This window comes from Streptomyces sp. ALB3, assembly GCF_044385685.1.
In the GTDB taxonomy this organism is placed as follows: Bacteria; Actinomycetota; Actinomycetes; order Streptomycetales; family Streptomycetaceae; genus Streptomyces.
This window is the reverse complement of record NZ_JBISCE010000041.1, coordinates 1-17682: the sequence shown is the minus strand read 5'-3', so window position 1 is coordinate 17682 and position 17682 is coordinate 1. Positions and strand designations below refer to the sequence as shown.

Sequence of the window (17682 nt, the reverse complement as noted above, 5' to 3'; positions counted from 1 at the left end):
CTCAGGGGGCGTCCTGGTCCTCCGCGGCGACGGCGTAGGCCTCGACCGACCAGAGCGAGTAGCCGTACTGCGTGGCCCGTGCGTCACCCTGCACCCGGATGAAGCGGGTGTCCCCGGCGTCCATCCGGACCGACTCGCGCCCGCCCCGGCCCTCCGGCACGGTGGCCGCCGTACGCCAGGTACGTCCGTCCGAGGAGACCTGCACGCGGTAGCGGGAGGCGTAGGCGTCCTGCCACCGCAGGACGACCTGGCCCAGGCGGACCGGCTCGGGAAGCTCGGCCTGCCACCAGGCACCGTCCTCGACGGGGGACGACCAGCGGGTCTCCGGGTCGCCGTCGGAGGCCGCCCCCGCCGGGAAGTCAGGGGTCTCGTCGCCGGACGAGGACGCCTTGGCCGCACGCACCAGATCGGGCCCGGCCGTGCGCGGGAAGGCCCGGACGGTCAGCGTCCTCTCCTCGCCACCGAAGCGCAGCGGCACCTCGTACTCGCCGGCCGGGGTGCCGTCGGGCACCGTGATGTCCACGGGGACGTCGGTGCGCGAGCCGCGTGTCACCGTCGTCTGCCCGGGCAGCTTCACCTCGATGCCCTTGGGCGCCTTCGCCGTGAGCTTCCCCTTCACCGCACCCGGCCGCCCGCCGGCCAGCCGCGCCTCGACCCGGTGCGTACCGCCGCCGATCACGGCGTCCGTCCGGTCGTGGACGAGAGCGAGCCGGGCCGCCGGCTCGTCACCGAACCAGGGGACGAGCGCCCGCACGCCGGGGGAGTCCGCGGCCGGGGCGGTGCCGGGGCCCCCGGGGGCCAGGGGGCTCAGCAGGGCCGGGCGGGCGGACCGGGCGGCCACCCGCACCGCGTCCGCCCGCAGGCCCTTCGCCGCCGTGTGCGTCCAGCCCGCCTCCGACAAGGAGCCCAGGGCGCGCCATCCCCGGCCCGGTACGTGGGCCTCGATGAGGGTGTCCGCCGAGGCGCCGCCCGGCCGGGTCAGCGCGGTGACGGCCTCCAGCGGGCGGGCGCGGTCGAACCGGAGGGTGTAGCCGTGCGCGTCCCGGCTCACCGTGCCCGCGTCGCGGTCGGTGCCGTTCCAGGCGTCGGCCTCCTCGACGACCCGGTCCAGGAACGGGTCCAGGACGCCTCGGCCGACCGTGGCCGTGCTCGCCCCGATCTCCTCGCGCAGCGACTCGAGCGCCAGCTGGGCCTTCCACGCCGCCGCCCCGTCGCCGCGCTCCTGCGCCCGCAGCAGGTCGACGGCGAGTTCGCCCGCCTCGCCGTACCGGGCCAGCTGCCCGGTCCACGGCCGCACCTCGCCCTGGAGCCTGCCGCTCGCGGTCGTCCTCAGCCGCTCCGGGGCCTGTCGCATCACACCGAAGGCGGCACGCAGTTCACGGGCCGCCCTGTCGCGGGCCGGCGCGTCCGCCGGGTCCGCGGCCGGACGTGACGACCAGAAGGCGCTCAGCAGCGGCCTGAGGTACGCGGACTCGTCCCCGCCCAGCAGCGAGGTGGCGCTGTTGCCCGCCAGGGCCCCCAGGGCGGCCCTGGCGGTGGCGTCACCGCCCGCCAGGTCGTCCAGCGCGGCCTGCCAGGACTCCTGCGGCCGGTACCCCTTCGGGTTCCAGGCGAAGTCGGCGGCCGTGAAGAGGGGGATCCGGGACGCCGAGGGCTGCTCCATGGCGTTGGCGAGCAGCGCGGCGGACCCGCCGGCCACGGCGGGGTCGCGGCCGGTGTAGGGGCCCAGGAAGATGCGGTCCTGCGCGTAGTCGTTGACCGGGTAGTTGTCCATGGTGACCAGGGGGTGCCGGAAGGCCGCCCTCGCACCCGCCAGCTCGCGCCCGGTGATCGTCTTCGGAACGACGCCCACACCGGTCCACGCCACCTGCACCCGGTCGTCCAGTTCCGCGGCCAGCGCCGATCGGTAGGCGGTGGCGCCGTCCTGGTAGTACTCGGTCGGCATCACCGAGAGCGGCTCCGCCTCCGGGTGGCGGTCCGCGAGGTGCCGGGCGACCGCGCTCGCGACGCGGGCCTGGGCCCTGGCCGCCGCCTCGGGCCCGCTGCCGAACGTGTCCGCGTCCCGGTCGCAGTGCCACTCGCTGTAGCTGACGTCCTGGAACTGCAGCTGGAAGGCCCGCACCCCCAGCGCCCACATCGCGTCGATCTTGCGGGTCAGCGCCCGCACGTCCGCGTCCGACGCCATGCACATCGCCTGGCCGGGGGAGACGGCCCAGCCGAGCGTCACGTGCTCGGCCCGGGCCTTCGCCGCCAGCGCGCGGAAGCCGGCGCGCTCACCGGCGGGGTAGGGCTCACGCCACCGGGCCTGCCGGTAGGGGTCGTCGCCGGCCGCGTAGAGGTAGCGGTTCTGCTTCGTACGCCCCATGAAGCCGAGCTGGGCGAGCCGCTCCTCGTGGGTCCACGGCTGCCCGTAGAAGCCCTCGGTCGTCCCGCGCACGGCCGTACCCGGCCAGTCGCGGACCACGGCTCCGGCGACCACGCCCTTCCGCACGAGCTGGCGCAGGGTCTGGACGCCGTGGAACAGGCCGTCCTCGCCGACGCCGTCCAGGGCGACCGTGGGACGGCCCCCGGCCCTGCCGACGGCGAGGCGGTAACCCCCCGAGGGCAGATCCGCGCGCTCGGGTGCGCGCAGCTCCCGCAGGGCACGGCCCGCCTCCGCGCCGCCGAGCCGGATCACCGGTCCGCCGCCGGGCAGGGTGTCGTGCACCGTGCGTACGCCCTGCTCGCGCAGCAGCGTCCGGAGCGCCTCCACGGCATACGGATCGGCTTGCGCTTCGGCCAGGAGGGTGACCTCGGTACCCAGGGCGACGGCCGTCCCGGAGGCCCGGACGGACTGCGGCCGGGGCCAGACGGCGGGCAGCTGTGTGCCACCGACGCGGTCCGGCGTGGCCGCGGCGGGGCCCACGGGGGTGACCGGGGCCGCGACGGCGGCCGGCACGAACGGGCCGAGCAGCCCGCCGATCACAGCGACGGCCACGGCCGTCGCACGTCCCCCGCGCCCGAGCTGCACGCCGTTCTCCTTCTTCTGACCTCGCCCCGGCAGTGACGTCCGAGCCCACCACCCGCGCGCGGGGGTGTCAATGCGCATGGCCGTTTTGCCGAAAATGCCCGATGTGTTGCGTGGCGTGACGCGTGGGTCTCCGGGGAAGGGGGGCCGAGTGGCTGAAAACAGTCTATACCTGGCACACGGGGGAACCGGATGTGACCCACGGCACGTTGAGCTCGTTGTCATAACGCCTGTGTCACTTCCACGCCTGCTCCCGCGTCCGCTGGGTAGGCCTGCTGTGTCCTGTTGTCCACGGCCAGGAGGCCACCATGCCCGCATCCGCGCAGCTTCTGCTCTCCGCCCTCTCCAAACAGGTGCCGAGTCCCGCGGGTCCCGATCCGCTGGCAGGCGAGAAGTCCCCGACCCTCACCGCCCCTCCGATGATCAGCGAGCTCCCGCTCGCCGACGTCTCCCACCTGATCGGTGACCCCGCGTTCGCCGACAGCGCCCCGCTCCTCAGCGAGCCTCCGCTCACCAGCGAGCCCCCGCTCGCCGACGCCACACCCCTCACGAGCGAGCCACCGCTCGCCGCCGTCGCCCCTCTGACCAGCGAGCCGACAGCACCCGGCACCGCAGGGGGCATGGAGTCCCCAGGAGTCTGAATGGGCTTGTCCCGGCTCGCCGCACTGCACGGCGTCGCCACCTCCTTCTCCCCGTCCGCGGATGTCACGGTGTCCGTCCCCGACGACACGGTCACGGCCGTGCTCGCCGCGCTGGGCGTCGACGCCGCCACGCCCGCGGAGGTGCGGAGCTCACTCGCCGCAGCCGAATCGGCGGCGGCCTCCCGCCTGCTTCCGCCCACGGTGGTCGCCTGGTCGGGGGAGCCGCTGCCGGCCGCCCTCACCGCACTGCCGCCGGGCACGGTCCTCACGGTCCACCCCGAGCCGGGGACCGCCGGCCCGCCCCTGCGCATGCGGGTGCTCCCGGCCCCGTCGCCCGCCGGGGAGCCACCGGTGACGCCACCCTGGTGGACCGAACCGCCCCTGGGCGTCCACCGGCTGGCCGTCCGCACCCCCGACCACCATGCCGAGGCCACGCTGGTCGTCGCTCCGGACCGCGTACCCCAGCCGCCCGCCCGCACGCACGGATTCCTCGTCCAGCTCTACTCGATGCTGTCCGCCCGCTCCTGGGGCATGGGCGACCTCGCGGACCTCGCCGACCTCGCCGCCTGGGCCGGACGGACCCTCGGCACCGGTTTCGTGCAGGTCAACCCGCTGCACGCCGCCGTACCGGGCAGACCGACCGACCCGTCCCCGTACCGCCCGTCCTCGCGCCGCTTCCCCGACCCCGTCCACCTGCACATCGAGTCGATCCCGGAGTACGGCCATGTCGCCGAGCCCGGCAGAGCGGCCCTGGAGGACCTGCGCCAGGAGGCCGCAGCCCAGCGCGAGGCCGTGCTCGACAAGGGGGCGCTGATCGACCGGGACGCCGTCTGGGAGCTCAAGAAGCAGGCCCTCGAGCTCATCCACGAGGTGCCCCTGACCCCCGGCCGCCGCGCCGCCTACTGCGACTTCCTCGCCGAGCAGGGGCAGGCACTGGAGGACCACGCCCTGTGGTGCGCCCTGGCCGAGGTGCACGGCCCCCGCTGGCGCGCCTGGCCCGACGGGCTGCGCGACCCCCGCTCCCCGCAGAGCGCCCGTGCCCGCACCGACCTGCTGGACCGGGTCGACTTCCACTGCCGGCTGGCCTGGCTCACGGACACCCAGCTCGCCACCGCCCAGAGCGCCGCACGGGAGTCCGGGATGCCCGTCGGGATCGTCCACGACCTCGCGGTCGGCGTCCACCCCGACGGTGCCGACACCTGGGCCCAGCAGGACGCGTTCGCCCAGGGGATGTCCGTCGGCGCGCCCCCCGACGCCTTCAACGCGCACGGCCAGGACTGGGGGCTGCCCCCGTGGCGTCCCGACGCCCTCGCGGCGTCCGGCTACGCCCCCTACCGCAACCTCCTGCGCGGCCTCCTCGCCCATGCCGGAGCCCTGCGCATCGACCACGTCATGGGGCTCTTCCGGCTCTGGTGGGTGCCCGAGGGCAGGCCGCCGACCGAGGGCGCGTACGTCAGCCAGGACGCCGAGGCGATGCTCGCCGTCCTCGTCCTGGAGGCGCACCGGGCCGGTGCCGTCGTCATAGGGGAGGACCTCGGGACCGTCGAGCCCGGCGTGCGCGAGGCGCTCGCCCGGCGCGGGGTGCTCGGCACGTCCGTGCTCTGGTTCGAGCGGGACTGGGAAGGCACCGGGCGCCCGCTCGCCCCCGAGAAGTGGCGCCAGGACTGCGTGGCCACGGCCACCACCCACGACCTGCCGTCGACCGCGGCCCGGCTGACGGGTGAGCACGTGACGCTCCGCCACCGCCTCGGGCTGCTCGCCCGGGACCTGGAGCAGGAGCTGGCCGAGGACGCCGCCGACACCGCCGAGTGGCTCGCCTACCTCGCCCGGCTCCGGCTGCTCCCCGAGGGCGACGGCGACGAGGAGGCGGCCGTCCGCGCCGTCCACCGCTTCCTGCTCCGCACCCCCGCCCGGATGGCAGGGGTCTGGCTCCCGGACACCGTGGGCGACCGCCGCCCGCAGAACCTCCCCGGGACCTGGGACCAGTACCCCAACTGGCGCCTGCCGATCGCCGATGCGCAGGGCCACCCCGTCACGCTCGAGGAGATCACCGCGTCGCCCCGGCTGCACAGGCTGATGGCTGTCCTGGGGGACGGACCCGGAGCCCGTACGGCACCCCCGGGCGCGCGCCCCTCGTAGGCGTTCGCTACGTTTGCACCGTGGACAAGAAGAACGCTATGCGCGCCGGCGCCGTCGCGGCCGGTACGACGCTGATGATGCTGCTCATGTCGTCCCCGGCGCTCGCGCTCACCCGCGACGACGGTGACGACCCGGGCCCGGGCCTCAACGTGCTGGAGACCCTCGGTCTCTACGTCGCGGCTCCGATCGTGCTGTTCCTGGTGATCGCGGGGCTCGTCATGGTCCTCGACAAGTCCAAGAAGCAGGCCTAGCCGGTTCTCCCGGGTGCGCCGCCGGTACTCCGTACCGCGCGGCGCACCGGCATGTCCGGGTGCCCGGTAGGTTTCGGCCATGACCGAGTGGGACGTCAAGAAGCTCCGCATCCTGCGCACCCTGCGTGACCGCGGCACGGTCACCGCCACGGCCGAGGCCCTTCTCATGACCCCGTCGGCCGTCTCGCAGCAGCTCACCAACCTGGCCAGGCAGCTCGGCGTGCCGCTGCTCGAGGCGCAGGGCCGCCGCGTCCGGCTCACCGACGCGGCGCATCTCGTGCTGCGCCACGCCGAGGCCGTGTTCGCCCAGCTGGAGCGGGCCGACGCCGAACTGACGGGCTATCTGCGGGGCGAGGCGGGCCAGGTGCGGGTCGGCGCCTTCTCGACCGCCGTCCCCGCCCTTGTCGTACCGGCCGTCCAGCTGCTGGGGGCGGGAAGAAGACCAGGCCCCCAGGTACGCGTACGGGAGGCGGAGGCGGCCCAGGCGTACGAGCTGCTGTCGGCCGGCGAGGTGGACCTGGCGCTCTCCCTGGCCGCGCACGCCCCGACGGCCCGGGATCCCCGCTTCACCCTGCTGCCCCTGCTGGCCGACCCGCTGGACGTCGCGCTGCCCGCCGGCCACGCTCTCGCCGGGGTGTCCGCCCTGCGGCTGGCGGACCTCTCCCAGGAGGCCTGGATCTTCGGCGGTTCCGGCCCGTGGTCCCAGATCACCACCGCCGCGTGCGAGGCCGCGGGTTTCGTCCCCGAGCAGGCCCACAGCGCCTCCGGCTGGACGGCGATCCTCGCCATGGTGCGTGCGGGCATGGGGGTCGCGCTGATCCCCCGGATGGTCTCCGCGTCCGACCGCCCTCGCGACGGTGTGGTGATGCGGGTCCTGGAGGCGGACCGTCCCTGCCGCCACGTCGTGGCAGCGGTGCGGCAGGGCGCGGAACGCGGGCCGGCGGTCGCCCGGGTGCTGTCGGCGCTGCTGGAGGTGGCAGGCGGAACCGTTAAGCCGAGCTGAAGAGAACGTACGAAAACTTTCGATGGACCTGATCGGTGGGATGGCGGCACAGTGGACCCATGCCGAGCGACAAGATCCAGACGGAGACCCCTTCCACCGACCCGCACGCCAACGACGCGGCCCCTTACGGCGGCGGTGACCCCTACGCCGACTACCGCGCGGGCGACTTCCCCTTCACCGACCTGGTCGACCTCGCGGACCGGCGCCTCGGCGCGGGTGTGATCGCGGCCAACGACGAGTTCTTCGCCGAGCGCGAGAACCTCCTGATCCGTGAACCCGCCGTCTTCGACCCCGAGCGCTTCGGCCACAAGGGCAAGATCATGGACGGCTGGGAGACCCGCCGACGCCGGGGCGCGGACGCAGGCCACCCCTTCCCCGCCCCCGAGGACCACGACTGGGCGATCGTCCGGCTGGGCACTCCCGGGATCATCCGCGGCATCGTCGTCGACACCGCCCACTTCCGCGGCAACTACCCGCAGCGCGTGTCCGTCCAGGCGACGGCAGTCGACGGCGCCCCCGGTCCGGATGACCTGCTCGCCGACGGCGTGAAGTGGGAGGAGCTCGTCCCGCCGACCCCCGTACGCGGCCACGCCGCCAACGGCTTCGAGGTCACGGGCGGACGCCGCTACACCCATCTGCGGATATGCCAGCACCCCGACGGCGGCATCGCCCGGCTGCGGGTCCACGGCGAGGTCGTCCCGGACCCGGCCTGGCTCGCGGCGCTGGGCACGATCGACCTGATCTCGATCCTGAACGGCGGCATGTACGAGGACGCCTCGGACCGCTTCTACTCCTCGCCGGCCCAGATCATCCTGCCGGGCACCTCCCGGAAGATGGACGACGGCTGGGAGAACCGGCGCCGCCGGGTCCGCGACACGAACGACTGGGTGCGCTTCCGGCTGCCCGCCCAGGGCGCGGTACGCGCGGTGGAGATCGACACCGCCTACCTCAAGGGCAACGCGGCCGGCTGGATCGGCCTGCACGGCCGCGACGGTGACGGCGAATGGTTCGAGATTCTCCCCCGCACCCGGCTCCAGCCCGACACCCCGCACCGCTTCGTCCTCGACACCGAGGCGGTCGTGACCCACGTACGCCTGGACGCCTTCCCCGACGGGGGAGTGGCCCGGATGCGCCTCCACGGCTCGCTGACGGACACGGGTGCGGCCGAACTGGCACGCCGCTACGAGGAGTCGGCCGCCTAGCCCCGCTCCCGCACCCCAGGTTCCCGCCCGGCGGACGGCTGCGCTCCGAGCGCCTGCCCGCCGGGCGGTTCCCATGTCAGGGCTACGCGGTGGCCGCCGCCGCGTCAGCCGCCTGCGCCTTCAGGGCGCGCTCCACGCCCGCCCGGGACTCCGACACCAGCCGGCGCAGAGCCGCGCTCGGCTGCACCGACTCCAGCCAGGCGTCCGTGGCGTCCAGGGTCTCCTGCGCGACCTGGAGGGACGGGTACAGACCGACCGCGATCTGCTGGGCCATCTCGTGGCTGCGCGAGTCCCAGACCTCCTTGACCGCCGCGAAGTACCTCTCCGTGTACGGAGCCAGCAGCTCACGCTGGTCGGTCTGCACGAAACCGGTGATGACCGACTCCTGAAGGGAGTTCGGCAGCTTGTCCGACTCGACGACCGACGCCCACGCCTCGGCCTTCGCCTCCTCGGAGGGCTGGGCCGCGCGCGCCGACGCGGCGTGGCGCTCGCCCGCCGCCGTCCTGTCGCGCTCGTACTCGGCGGCGATCTCCTCCTCGTCGATGAGACCCGTCGCGGCCAGGCGCTGCACGAACGCCCAGCGCAGCTCCGTGTCGACGGCCAGGCCCTCGATCTCCTGGGTGCCGTCCAGCAGCGACTGCAGCACGTCCAGGTGGAGCGGGCTGCGCGCCGTCGCGGCGAAGGCGCGGGCCCAGGCCAGCTGGTGGTCGCTGGACGGCTCCGCCGCGCGCAGATGCGCCAGCGTCGCCTCGGTCCACTGGTTCAGGCCCGCCTCGCGCCACTCCGGGGCGGCGTAGAGGTCCAGGGCCAGCTTCACCTGGCGGTGCAGCGACTGGACCACGCCGATGTCGGACTCCTTGCCGATCCCGGAGAGGACCAGCGCCAGGTAGTCGCGCGTAGCCAGCTCGCCGTCACGCGTCATGTCCCAGGCCGAGGACCAGCTCAGGGCACGCGGCAGGGACTCGGTGAAGTCACCGAGGTGCGCGGTGACGACCCGCAGCGACTCCTCGTCGAGGCGGACCTTCGCGTACGAGAGGTCGTCGTCGTTGAGCAGGACGACCGCCGGGCGCGCCGTACCGGACGGGAACGGCACCGTGGTGCGCTCGCCGTCGACGTCCAGCTCGATCCGGTCCGTGCGGACCAGCTTCCCGGCGGCGTCGAGGTCGTAGCAGCCGATGGCGATCCGGTGCGGACGCAGCGTGGGTTCGCCCTTCGCCCCGGCGGGGAGCGCGGGGGCCTCCTGGAGGACGGTGAACGAGGTGACGTGGCCGTCGCCGTCGGTCTCGATCTCCGGGCGCAGGATGTTGATGCCGGCTGTCTCCAGCCACGCCTTCGACCAGGCCTTCAGGTCACGGCCGGAGGTCTCCTCCAGCGCGCCCAGCAGGTCCGACAGGCGCGTGTTCCCGAAGGCGTGCGCCTTGAAGTACGCCTGCACGCCCTGGAAGAACGCGTCCTTGCCGACGTAGGCGACGAGCTGCTTCAGGACCGAGGCGCCCTTCGCGTACGTGATCCCGTCGAAGTTCACCAGGACGTCGTCGAGGTCCTGGATGTCCGCCATGATCGGGTGCGTCGACGGCAGCTGGTCCTGCCGGTACGCCCACGTCTTCATGGAGTTGGCGAACGTGGTCCAGGAGTGCGGCCACCTGGAACCCTCCGCGTCCGCCTGGCACGCGATGGAGGTGTACGTGGCGAACGACTCGTTCAGCCAGAGGTCGTTCCACCACTCCATGGTGACCAGGTCGCCGAACCACATGTGGGCCAGCTCGTGGAGGATGGTCTCGGCGCGCGTCTCGTAGGCCGCGTCCGTCACCTTCGAGCGGAACACGTACTGGTCGCGGATGGTGACCGCGCCCGCGTTCTCCATCGCCCCGGCGTTGAACTCCGGCACGAAGAGCTGGTCGTACTTGGCGAAGGGGTAGGCGTAGTCGAACTTCTCCTGGAACCAGTCGAAGCCCTGCCGGGTGACCGCGAAGATCTCCTCCGCGTCGAGGTACTCGGCGAGCGACGGCCGGCAGTAGATGCCGAGCGGCACCGACCGGCCGTCCTTCTCGTAGGTGCTGTGCACCGCGTGGTACGGGCCCGCGATCAGGGCCGTGATGTAGGTGGAGATGCGCGGCGTCGGTGCGAAGGCCCAGACGTCGCCCTCGGGCTCGGGCGTCGGCGAGTTGGAGATCACCGTCCAGCCGGAGGGAGCCTTCACGGTGAACCGGAAGGTCGCCTTCAGGTCGGGCTGCTCGAAGCTGGCGAAGACCCTGCGGGCGTCCGGCACCTCGAACTGGGTGTAGAGGTAGGCCTGCTCGTCGACCGGGTCGACGAACCGGTGCAGACCCTCGCCGGTGTTGGTGTACGAGCAGTCGGCGACGACCTTCAGCTCGTTGGCGCCTGCCCGGAGGTGCTTCAGCGCGATCCGGGAGTCCCGGAACACGGCGGCGATGTCCAGGTCCTTGCCGTTCAGCACGACGTCGTGCACGGCCGGGGCGACCAGGTCGATGAAGGTCTCGGCGCCGGCTTCGGCGGAGTCGAAGCGCACGGTGGTGACGGACCGGTAGGTGCCGCCCTCCTGCGCGCCGGAGAGGTCGAGATCGATCTCGTACGCGTCCACGGTCAGCAGGCGCGCCCGCTCCTGTGCCTCTTCGCGGGTCAGATTCGTGCCAGGCACGCGGTCATCTCCTTGATATGCGACGTTTTTGGTCATCCTTCCACGTGGGGCGGGCGCAGCGCGATGTCCGTTTTCCGCCGGACCGGCGGAGCCGGCCGGGCCACCCTCGGATCATGACCGCTTACGAGGCACGGCCCATCGGGCCGAAGGCGCTGGAAGATCTCCGCACGACCGACGACGCCGGACGTCCCTGCGTCCCGTACACGGCGGCGGAGGGCGGCGACCCCCTGCGCTGCTGCCTGCGCGGCGCCCGGCCCGGGGAGAGGATCGCCCTCGTGTCGTACGCGCCGCTGCGCCGCTGGGCGGCGGAGACCTGGGCACGCCCGGGGGCGTACGACGAACAGGGCCCGGTCTTCATCCACGCCGACGACTGCGAGGGCCCGGCGGCGGACCGGACCGGCTACCCGTTCTCGCGGGCCGGCGCGCTGCGCACGGTCCGGCGCTACGACGCGGAGGGCAGGATCGTCGGAGGCCGGCTTCTGGTGATCCCGGCCGACGAGGAGCGGGGCTTCGACGAGGCGATCGCGGAGGCCTTCGCCGACCCCGAGGTGGTCCTGGCGCACGTACGGGCCGTGGAGTACGGGTGCTTCCACTTCGAGGTGCGGGCCGGTCGGTGAGATCTGCCTGGCCGAGTACGAACCGGTGCGAGGCGGTGAAGCGAACAAGGCCCGCCCCTCGGTGATCGTCTCGAACGACGGCGCGAACGCCGTGGCGGACCGGACCGGGCGGGGCGTGGTCACGGTGGTGCCGCCGACCTCCCACACCTCCCGGGTCCATCCCTTCCAGGTGAGCGGTTCCTCCGGCGCGTCGGCACCGTGCCGTCAGCGCATGGGTGAGATCGACGCCGCCCCGCGCAGGCACCTCGCGCTCCGAGGCGGGCAGGAGCACGCGAAAGGGCGGCCGCCGGAAACCGGTGGCCGCCCTGTACAGGAGTGAAGGGGCTCAGCCCTTGAGCTCCGCCGCCACCAGCTCCGCGATCTGGACCGCGTTCAGCGCGGCGCCCTTGCGCAGGTTGTCGTTGGAGACGAACAGCGCGAGTCCGTGCTCGACGGTCTCGTCGGCCCGGATGCGGCCCACGTAGGAGGCGTCCTTGCCGGCCGCCTGGAGCGGGGTCGGGATCTCCGAGAGCTCGACGCCCTCGGCGTCCTTCAGCAGCTCGTAGGCGCGCTCGACGCTGATCGGGCGGGCGAAACGGGCGTTGATCTGGAGGGAGTGGCCCGAGAAGACCGGGACCCGGACGCAGGTGCCGGACACCTTGAGCTCCGGGATCTCCAGGATCTTGCGGGACTCGTTGCGGAGCTTCTGCTCCTCGTCCGTCTCGAAGGAACCGTCGTCCACGATCGAGCCGGCGAGCGGCAGCACGTTGAAGGCGATCGGACGCTTGTAGACGCCCGGCTCGGGGAAGTCCACCGCGTCACCGTCGTGCGTCAGCTTGTCCGCGTCGGCGACGACCTTGGACGCCTGGCCGTGCAGCTCCGCGACACCGGCGACACCGGAACCGGACACCGCCTGGTAGGTGGCGACGGTCAGCGCGTCCAGCTGCGCTTCCTGGTGCAGGGGGCGCAGCACGGGCATGGCCGCCATCGTGGTGCAGTTCGGGTTGGCGATGATGCCCTTCGGGCGGTTCCTGATCGCGTGGGCGTTGACCTCGGAGACCACCAGGGGTACCTCGGGGTCCTTGCGCCAGGCGGAGGAGTTGTCGATCACCACGGCGCCCTGGGCGGCGACCTTCTCGGCCAGCGCCTTCGAGGTCGCGCCGCCCGCGGAGAACAGCACGATGTCGAGACCGGTGTAGTCCGCGGTGGAGGCGTCCTCGACCGTGATGTCCGTGCCCTCGTAGGAGATCGTGGAGCCCGCGGAGCGCGCGGAGGCGAAGAGCCGCAGCTCGGCGACGGGGAACTTCCGCTCGGCCAGGATGCTGCGCATGACTGTGCCGACCTGACCGGTGGCGCCGACGATTCCGACCTTCACTGGAACTCCCTCACGGATGCGAACGGGCACGATTGCCGGTCCATGATGCGTATGTCCACGGCTCCCTTGTCCAATCCATTGTCCGCCAGGCGGACGCGGTCCGGACAGAGCTGTGGGGCGGGAGCCCTTGCGAGCCCTCGCCCCACAGTCCGCGCGTGTCGTGCGGATCACACGGGCGCGGTGGTTACGGCGCGACCTTCTCGATCACGACGCTGCCGGTGCCCGCCGCGGTGCCGCGGGTGTTCACCAGCTGGACCTCGCCGAAGAACTGCCGGCCCTCGGGAGCCGCTCCGGCGACCAGGACCTCGGCGCCGACCTGGGCGGACGCGCCGTTGGCCAGGTTCACGGCCTTGGACTCGTCGACCTTGATCGCGCCGAGCGACGGGGCGTAGTACACGTCCCGGTAGTCGTACTCGGTGGTCCCGGCCGGGACCGAGTAGCCCGCGATGACGACGGTGTACGTGCCGGCCGCCGGCTTCACCAGGCTGACCGACTCCTCCGAGCCCGCGGTCGTCGAGGCACCGACCTCGGTGTCGCCCTTGTAGACGTACAGGTCGATGTCCGCGTTGGCGTCCGAGGTGTTGCCGATGGCGACGTCCAGCTTCTCGACGCCCGCACCGATGGTGACCTCCTTGGTGTACTCGCCGCCGGTGGAGATCGACGGGCGCTCGACGTCGGCCGAACCCAGCGAGCCGCCCTTCAGGGAGCCCTCCAGGTCACCGGCGTTGTTGGTGACCGTCCAGTCCACCGCGGCCGGGGTGCCGATCTTCGCCTCGGCGATGGTCTGCACCGCCGGGTCGAAGGTGGCGCCGAGCAGCGAGACGTCCAGCTTGTACGGGTTGTCCAGCAGCGGCGACGTACGGCGGGACTCGACCTCGATCTCCCAGACGCCGGGCTGCGGGTCCTTGTAGGAGCGCGTGTCCGGGCGGCAGGTGTTGGCCGGGTTCTCGTAGTTCGGGTAGCAGTAGATCGTGGAGCTGTCCTCCACCGCCACGCCGTACGGGTGCAGGGAGATGAACCGCGTCTGGCTGCCCGAACGCAGGGCGCTCATCGCGACCTCGAGGGTCTCGGCGCCCTCCGGGACGTTCACGAAGTACGACGTGGTGCCGTTGCGCTTCACCGAGCCGGTCGTCGAGAACGCGTAACCCGGCTTCACCAGGTCCTTGGCGACGACCACCGTGGAGAGGACCTGGTGGTCCACACCGACGGTCTTCGCGTCGTCCACCAGCAGGATCGCGCTGTGGACGCCCGCCGCGCGGGGCTTCGCCTGGACCTTGACGGTCACCGGCTTGCCGAGCGGCAGCGAGACGGTGCTCGGACCCGTCAGGCTGAAGGTGCCGTCGTTGTTCCTCCAGGACAGCTTGTGCTTCACGGCCTTGTCCGGACCGGTGGTGCGGGTGACGGTGACGTCGTACGACTTCTTCTGGCCGGCCTTCAGGCCGCCCTCACGGTCGTACAGGCCGGTGCCGAAGCCCGGGGTCTTCAGCGCGAAGTCGATCGCGGTGTCGACCGGGGCCTTCACCGTGTACTCGTGCGCCGGGGCGCCCTTCTTCTCGATCTGCTTCCAGGCGCCGACGATGTCGATCAGACCGGCACCCTGGGCGTGCGCGGGCACGCCGTCGATGTGGGTGGCGGTGCTGGTCAGCGCGGTCCGCAGGTCGGCCGGGGGCAGCTCGATGTTCTTCTGCTCCGCGGCGGACAGGAGCAGCGCCGTCGCACCGGCGGCCTGCGGCGAGGACATCGAGGTGCCCTGCAGCATGGAGTAGCCGGCGGGGAGCGAGTAGCCCGCCTCCTTGACCGGACCGCCGGGGATCCAGGTCTGGGTGGTGTTGATGGACGCGCCCGGAGCCGTCAGGATCGGCGCGAAGCCGCCGTCCTCACGCGGACCGCGCGAGGAGAAGGGCAGCATGTCGTACTTCTTGGTGACGTTCGAGCCGTAGTTGGCGGCCCAGGTCTCCTTGGAGATGGACGCACCGACGGAGATGACGTGGTCGGCGAGGGCGGGGTCACCGATGGTGTTGACGCCGGGACCCTCGTTGCCGGCCGAGATGACCAGCTGGACACCGTAGATGTCGATGAGCCGCTTGTAGAGCTCGGCGCGGGCGTTGTTGCCGTCGTTGAGGGGCGGCAGCCCGCCGATCGACATGTTCACGACGTCGACACCGCGGTTGACGACGAGGTCGATCATGCCCTCGGTCAGCGCGATGTTGGTGCAGCCGCCGGACCAGGTGCAGGCGCGGGAGGAGACGACCTTGGCGCCGGGCGCCGCGCCGTTCATCTTGCCGCCGAACAGGCCGTTGGCCGCGGTGATGCCGGCGACGTGCGTGCCGTGCTCGCTCTGGATGACCCCGATGCTGACGTAGTCGGCGGTGTTGCCGGCCGCGTCGACGACGACGTCCTTGCGGGTCTCGACGACGAACGGGATGCGCTCGACGACCTGTGTCCGCGGGTCGTCCGTACCGAAGTAGGAGACCTGGTGCTTGTCCTTGTAGGGCTTCAGGGCGGTGTCGTCGCCGAAGTCCGCGTTGCCGTTCAGGTCCACGCGTGCGGTGCCGGCGACCGGGTCGTAGAGCACGCCCCACTGGTCGGTGGTGTCACCGTCGCGGTTGAGGTCGCCGGCCATGTCGCCGCCGCGCGTGACGGACTCCTTGAAGACGCGGAAGCCGTAGGAGCCCTCCGGCGCGGAGTACGTCGTGTCGCCGCTGGTGAACGTCGGGCCGGACACGGCCTGGTCCATCCGCAGCCAGGTGCCGTCGCCGTCGCCCACGGGGTCGGTCGCCGTCACCCAGTCGACGATCTTGCGCTCGCCGGTGGTGGTCTTCTGGAGCGCGGGGTGGCCGAGGTCGACACCGGAGTCCAGGACACCGATGGTGATACCGCGTCCGTCGGCCTTCGGGTGCTGCTCGACGAAGTCGACCGCACCCGTCTCGAAGGACGGGTTGTACGGGTTCCTCGCGGGGGTGTTCCTGCCGGGCGCCGCGTAACTGCCGGTGGCCTTCGGCTGCTTCGCCCCGGCGGCCCGGTCGCCCGCGGGCGTCGGGTCGTCCAGCTTGATCTCCTGCTTGAGATCGATGCCCTGGACGGAGGAGAGCTTCTGCGCCGCCTTGATGGTGGCGTCGGCGGTCGCGGTGGGCACGGTCGCCCGGACGTAGCCGAGCTTGTCGTACGTCTGCCCGATCACGGACCCCTTGACGGCGTCCAGCTGGGCGGCGACCTTCTCGGTCGCACCGGGGGCGGTGGCGACCATCATCGTGATGTTCTTCTCGCCCTTGGCCTCGGCCTTCGCCAGCACGTCGGCGTCGGCCTCGCCCAGCTTGTCGCCCTTCGCGCTCGCCGCGGCGGGCTTCACCGGGGAGGTGCCCGGGTCGTCGGCGGCGAAGACCGGGGCGGCGCCGGAGGCGGCCAGCGCGGCCGCCAGACCGGCTGCGGCCGCGATGCGCGCCGCGCGTCTCGCCCCGGGTATGGAGCTGGGGGATTCCTTGGTCATCAGCATCCCTGTTTTGTGAAAGAAAGTGAGAGTCCGGAATTCGGTACCCGATGACCGCTCAGCCTTTCGTAAAAGACCCGTGTTTGTGGAGACTTGGCGAGGACGAGAAAGGGACATGGCGTAGATCCGCCACCGGTGCCATCGCGCCACTCACCGGGGCAGGACCACCAGGTACGCGGCCGGCTCCCGGTCCTCGGCGGCCATCATCGCCGTGCGCAGCACCACCGACAGGTCGGCCGCCGACCCGCGCACCTGCTTCGGCGTCACGCGCACCACGGTGACCCCGAGCCTCTCCAGGTGTTCCCGTTCCGCGGCGAAGGCGACGTGCTCCTCCCGGGGTGAGCGCGTGCCCAGTTCCAGTGCGACCGCCTGCTCGGGCCAGTACGCGTCCACCCCTCCCAGGAAGCCGCCGCCCGGCAGGCACAGCTCCACGTTCCACAGCGGCTCGGGCAGACCGTGGACGCGCACCGCCTCGTACAGCCGGCCCTCCTCCACCGCCCGGCCCTCGACGAGCACCGCGTCGACGGCGTCCACCACATGCGCCCGGCCGAGCAGCTCGGCGGCGCTCAGCTCCCGTACGACGGCGGCGGGTTCGCAGTGGCCGCCGCGCACCGCCTCCAGGAGGAGCCCGCGCACCGTCGAGGCGTCCGTGAGCGAGGCCACCGCGTCGGCCAGGGCCCGCTCCACCGGGGCCAGCGGCATCCCGAGGCGGCACTGCGGCCGGGGCAGGACGGCGGCCCGGGTCACCTGGACGAACCGGGTGGACCGCAACCGCCTGGTACGCGGCACGAGCACGTCGATCCGGTGCGCCGCGATCACGGGGGGCGCGGACGTGAAGCCGTACAGGGCGAGGGCCGCCAGGCCCGTGACCATGGCCTCGCCGTAGCCCGGACCGGGCTGGGCGGGCACGGTCCGCCGCCGACCGGCCGGAGGCCTTCCGGCGTACAGCAGGGCGCCGCGCACCCGGTCGTCGTTCGTGGGCGGCCCCGGGTGCAGGAGGTACACACCGGGGAGGAGCTGCTGCCACGGGCCGCCGGGCAGGCACTGGGCGGCGGTCTGCGCGGCCGTCACTCCGTGGGCCCGCAGCTGCGCGGCGGACTGCACGCGGTGGCTCACCTGGTGGACGGGGCGCGGGGAGAGGGGGGTGTTCCGGTTCATGCCGGGGAGGTTCCCGCAGGCCCGCGGCCCGCTAACCCCTGTTACACGCCCGTCGCCATTCCAGGACAACGCCGTACTCGAGCACAGCAGTTCGAGCGTCGAAAAGGGCGGGCGCGGAGGGGAATGCACGGCGTGCGCCCCCCCCCCCAGGGGGGGGGGGGCGC

At 72.7% G+C, this 17682-nt stretch carries 12 protein-coding genes; 7 read left to right on the top strand and 5 right to left on the bottom strand.

Features of this window, described 5'->3' with window-relative positions; genetic code table 11:
* Position 1: 1 nt before the first annotated feature.
* A complete protein-coding gene (locus tag ACHFIV_RS26615; protein ID WP_398973988.1) occupies positions 2-3010 on the bottom strand; it encodes a beta-N-acetylglucosaminidase domain-containing protein in 3009 nt (1002 codons plus the stop codon).
* A gap of 305 nt (positions 3011-3315) precedes the next feature.
* Here ACHFIV_RS26615 and ACHFIV_RS26610 point away from each other — a divergent pair, with 305 nt between their 5' ends.
* From ACHFIV_RS26610 to alc, 5 genes are all read left to right on the top strand, one after another.
* Entirely contained in the window at positions 3316-3648 is a 333-nt protein-coding gene (locus ACHFIV_RS26610) for a hypothetical protein (protein ID WP_398973985.1), read from the top strand.
* Positions 3649-5787, top strand: coding sequence for a 4-alpha-glucanotransferase (gene malQ / locus ACHFIV_RS26605; protein ID WP_398973982.1), 2139 nt, complete (start codon positions 3649-3651; stop codon positions 5785-5787).
* Positions 5788-5807: 20 nt separating this feature from the next.
* Entirely contained in the window at positions 5808-6038 is a 231-nt protein-coding gene (locus ACHFIV_RS26600; protein ID WP_458575934.1) for a hypothetical protein, read from the top strand.
* A gap of 79 nt (positions 6039-6117) precedes the next feature.
* On the top strand, positions 6118-7041 hold the full coding sequence (locus tag ACHFIV_RS26595; protein WP_398973979.1) for a LysR substrate-binding domain-containing protein: 924 nt from the start codon (positions 6118-6120) through the stop codon (positions 7039-7041).
* A 59-nt stretch (positions 7042-7100) separates the two neighbouring features.
* On the top strand, positions 7101-8243 hold the full coding sequence (gene alc, locus ACHFIV_RS26590) for an allantoicase (protein ID WP_398973975.1): 1143 nt from the start codon (positions 7101-7103) through the stop codon (positions 8241-8243).
* Between the two features lie 82 nt (positions 8244-8325).
* Here alc and pepN read toward each other — a convergent pair whose 3' ends face one another.
* A complete protein-coding gene (pepN, locus tag ACHFIV_RS26585; RefSeq protein WP_398973972.1) occupies positions 8326-10902 on the bottom strand; it encodes an aminopeptidase N in 2577 nt (858 codons plus the stop codon).
* 113 nt (positions 10903-11015) lie between these two features.
* On the opposite strand from pepN, the gene ACHFIV_RS26580 reads away from it, so the two are divergent.
* Both ACHFIV_RS26580 and ACHFIV_RS26575 read left to right on the top strand, forming a co-directional pair.
* Positions 11016-11519 (top strand): DUF1203 domain-containing protein, encoded by a 504-nt coding sequence (locus ACHFIV_RS26580; protein ID WP_398973969.1) that lies wholly within the window; start codon positions 11016-11018, stop codon positions 11517-11519.
* Between the two features lie 25 nt (positions 11520-11544).
* Complete coding sequence (locus tag ACHFIV_RS26575) at positions 11545-11838, top strand: hypothetical protein (protein ID WP_398973967.1); 294 nt, start codon at positions 11545-11547, stop codon at positions 11836-11838.
* Between the two features lie 6 nt (positions 11839-11844).
* Here ACHFIV_RS26575 and ACHFIV_RS26570 read toward each other — a convergent pair whose 3' ends face one another.
* The 3 genes from ACHFIV_RS26570 to ACHFIV_RS26560 form a co-directional block, all read right to left on the bottom strand.
* A complete protein-coding gene (locus tag ACHFIV_RS26570) occupies positions 11845-12873 on the bottom strand; it encodes an aspartate-semialdehyde dehydrogenase (protein ID WP_398973964.1) in 1029 nt (342 codons plus the stop codon).
* Between the two features lie 184 nt (positions 12874-13057).
* Complete coding sequence (locus ACHFIV_RS26565; RefSeq protein WP_398973961.1) at positions 13058-16366, bottom strand: S8 family serine peptidase; 3309 nt, start codon at positions 16364-16366, stop codon at positions 13058-13060.
* Between the two features lie 144 nt (positions 16367-16510).
* Positions 16511-17518, bottom strand: a complete 1008-nt coding sequence (locus tag ACHFIV_RS26560) for a hypothetical protein (RefSeq protein WP_398973958.1) — start codon at positions 17516-17518, stop codon at positions 16511-16513.
* Positions 17519-17682 lie beyond the last annotated feature (164 nt).

Excerpts from the sequence above, each read along its gene's own strand:
- ACHFIV_RS26580 (WP_398973969.1), top strand. The coding sequence starts at position 11,016 with ATGACCGCTTACGAGGCACGGCCCATCGGGCCGAAGGCGCTGGAAGAT.
- ACHFIV_RS26565 (WP_398973961.1), bottom strand. The coding sequence starts at position 16,366 with ATGCTGATGACCAAGGAATCCCCCAGCTCCATACCCGGGGCGAGACGC.
- ACHFIV_RS26610 (WP_398973985.1), top strand. The coding sequence starts at position 3,316 with ATGCCCGCATCCGCGCAGCTTCTGCTCTCCGCCCTCTCCAAACAGGTG.
- malQ (WP_398973982.1), top strand. The coding sequence starts at position 3,649 with ATGGGCTTGTCCCGGCTCGCCGCACTGCACGGCGTCGCCACCTCCTTC.
- ACHFIV_RS26560 (WP_398973958.1), bottom strand. The coding sequence starts at position 17,518 with ATGAACCGGAACACCCCCCTCTCCCCGCGCCCCGTCCACCAGGTGAGC.
- ACHFIV_RS26595 (WP_398973979.1), top strand. The coding sequence starts at position 6,118 with ATGACCGAGTGGGACGTCAAGAAGCTCCGCATCCTGCGCACCCTGCGT.
- alc (WP_398973975.1), top strand. The coding sequence starts at position 7,101 with ATGCCGAGCGACAAGATCCAGACGGAGACCCCTTCCACCGACCCGCAC.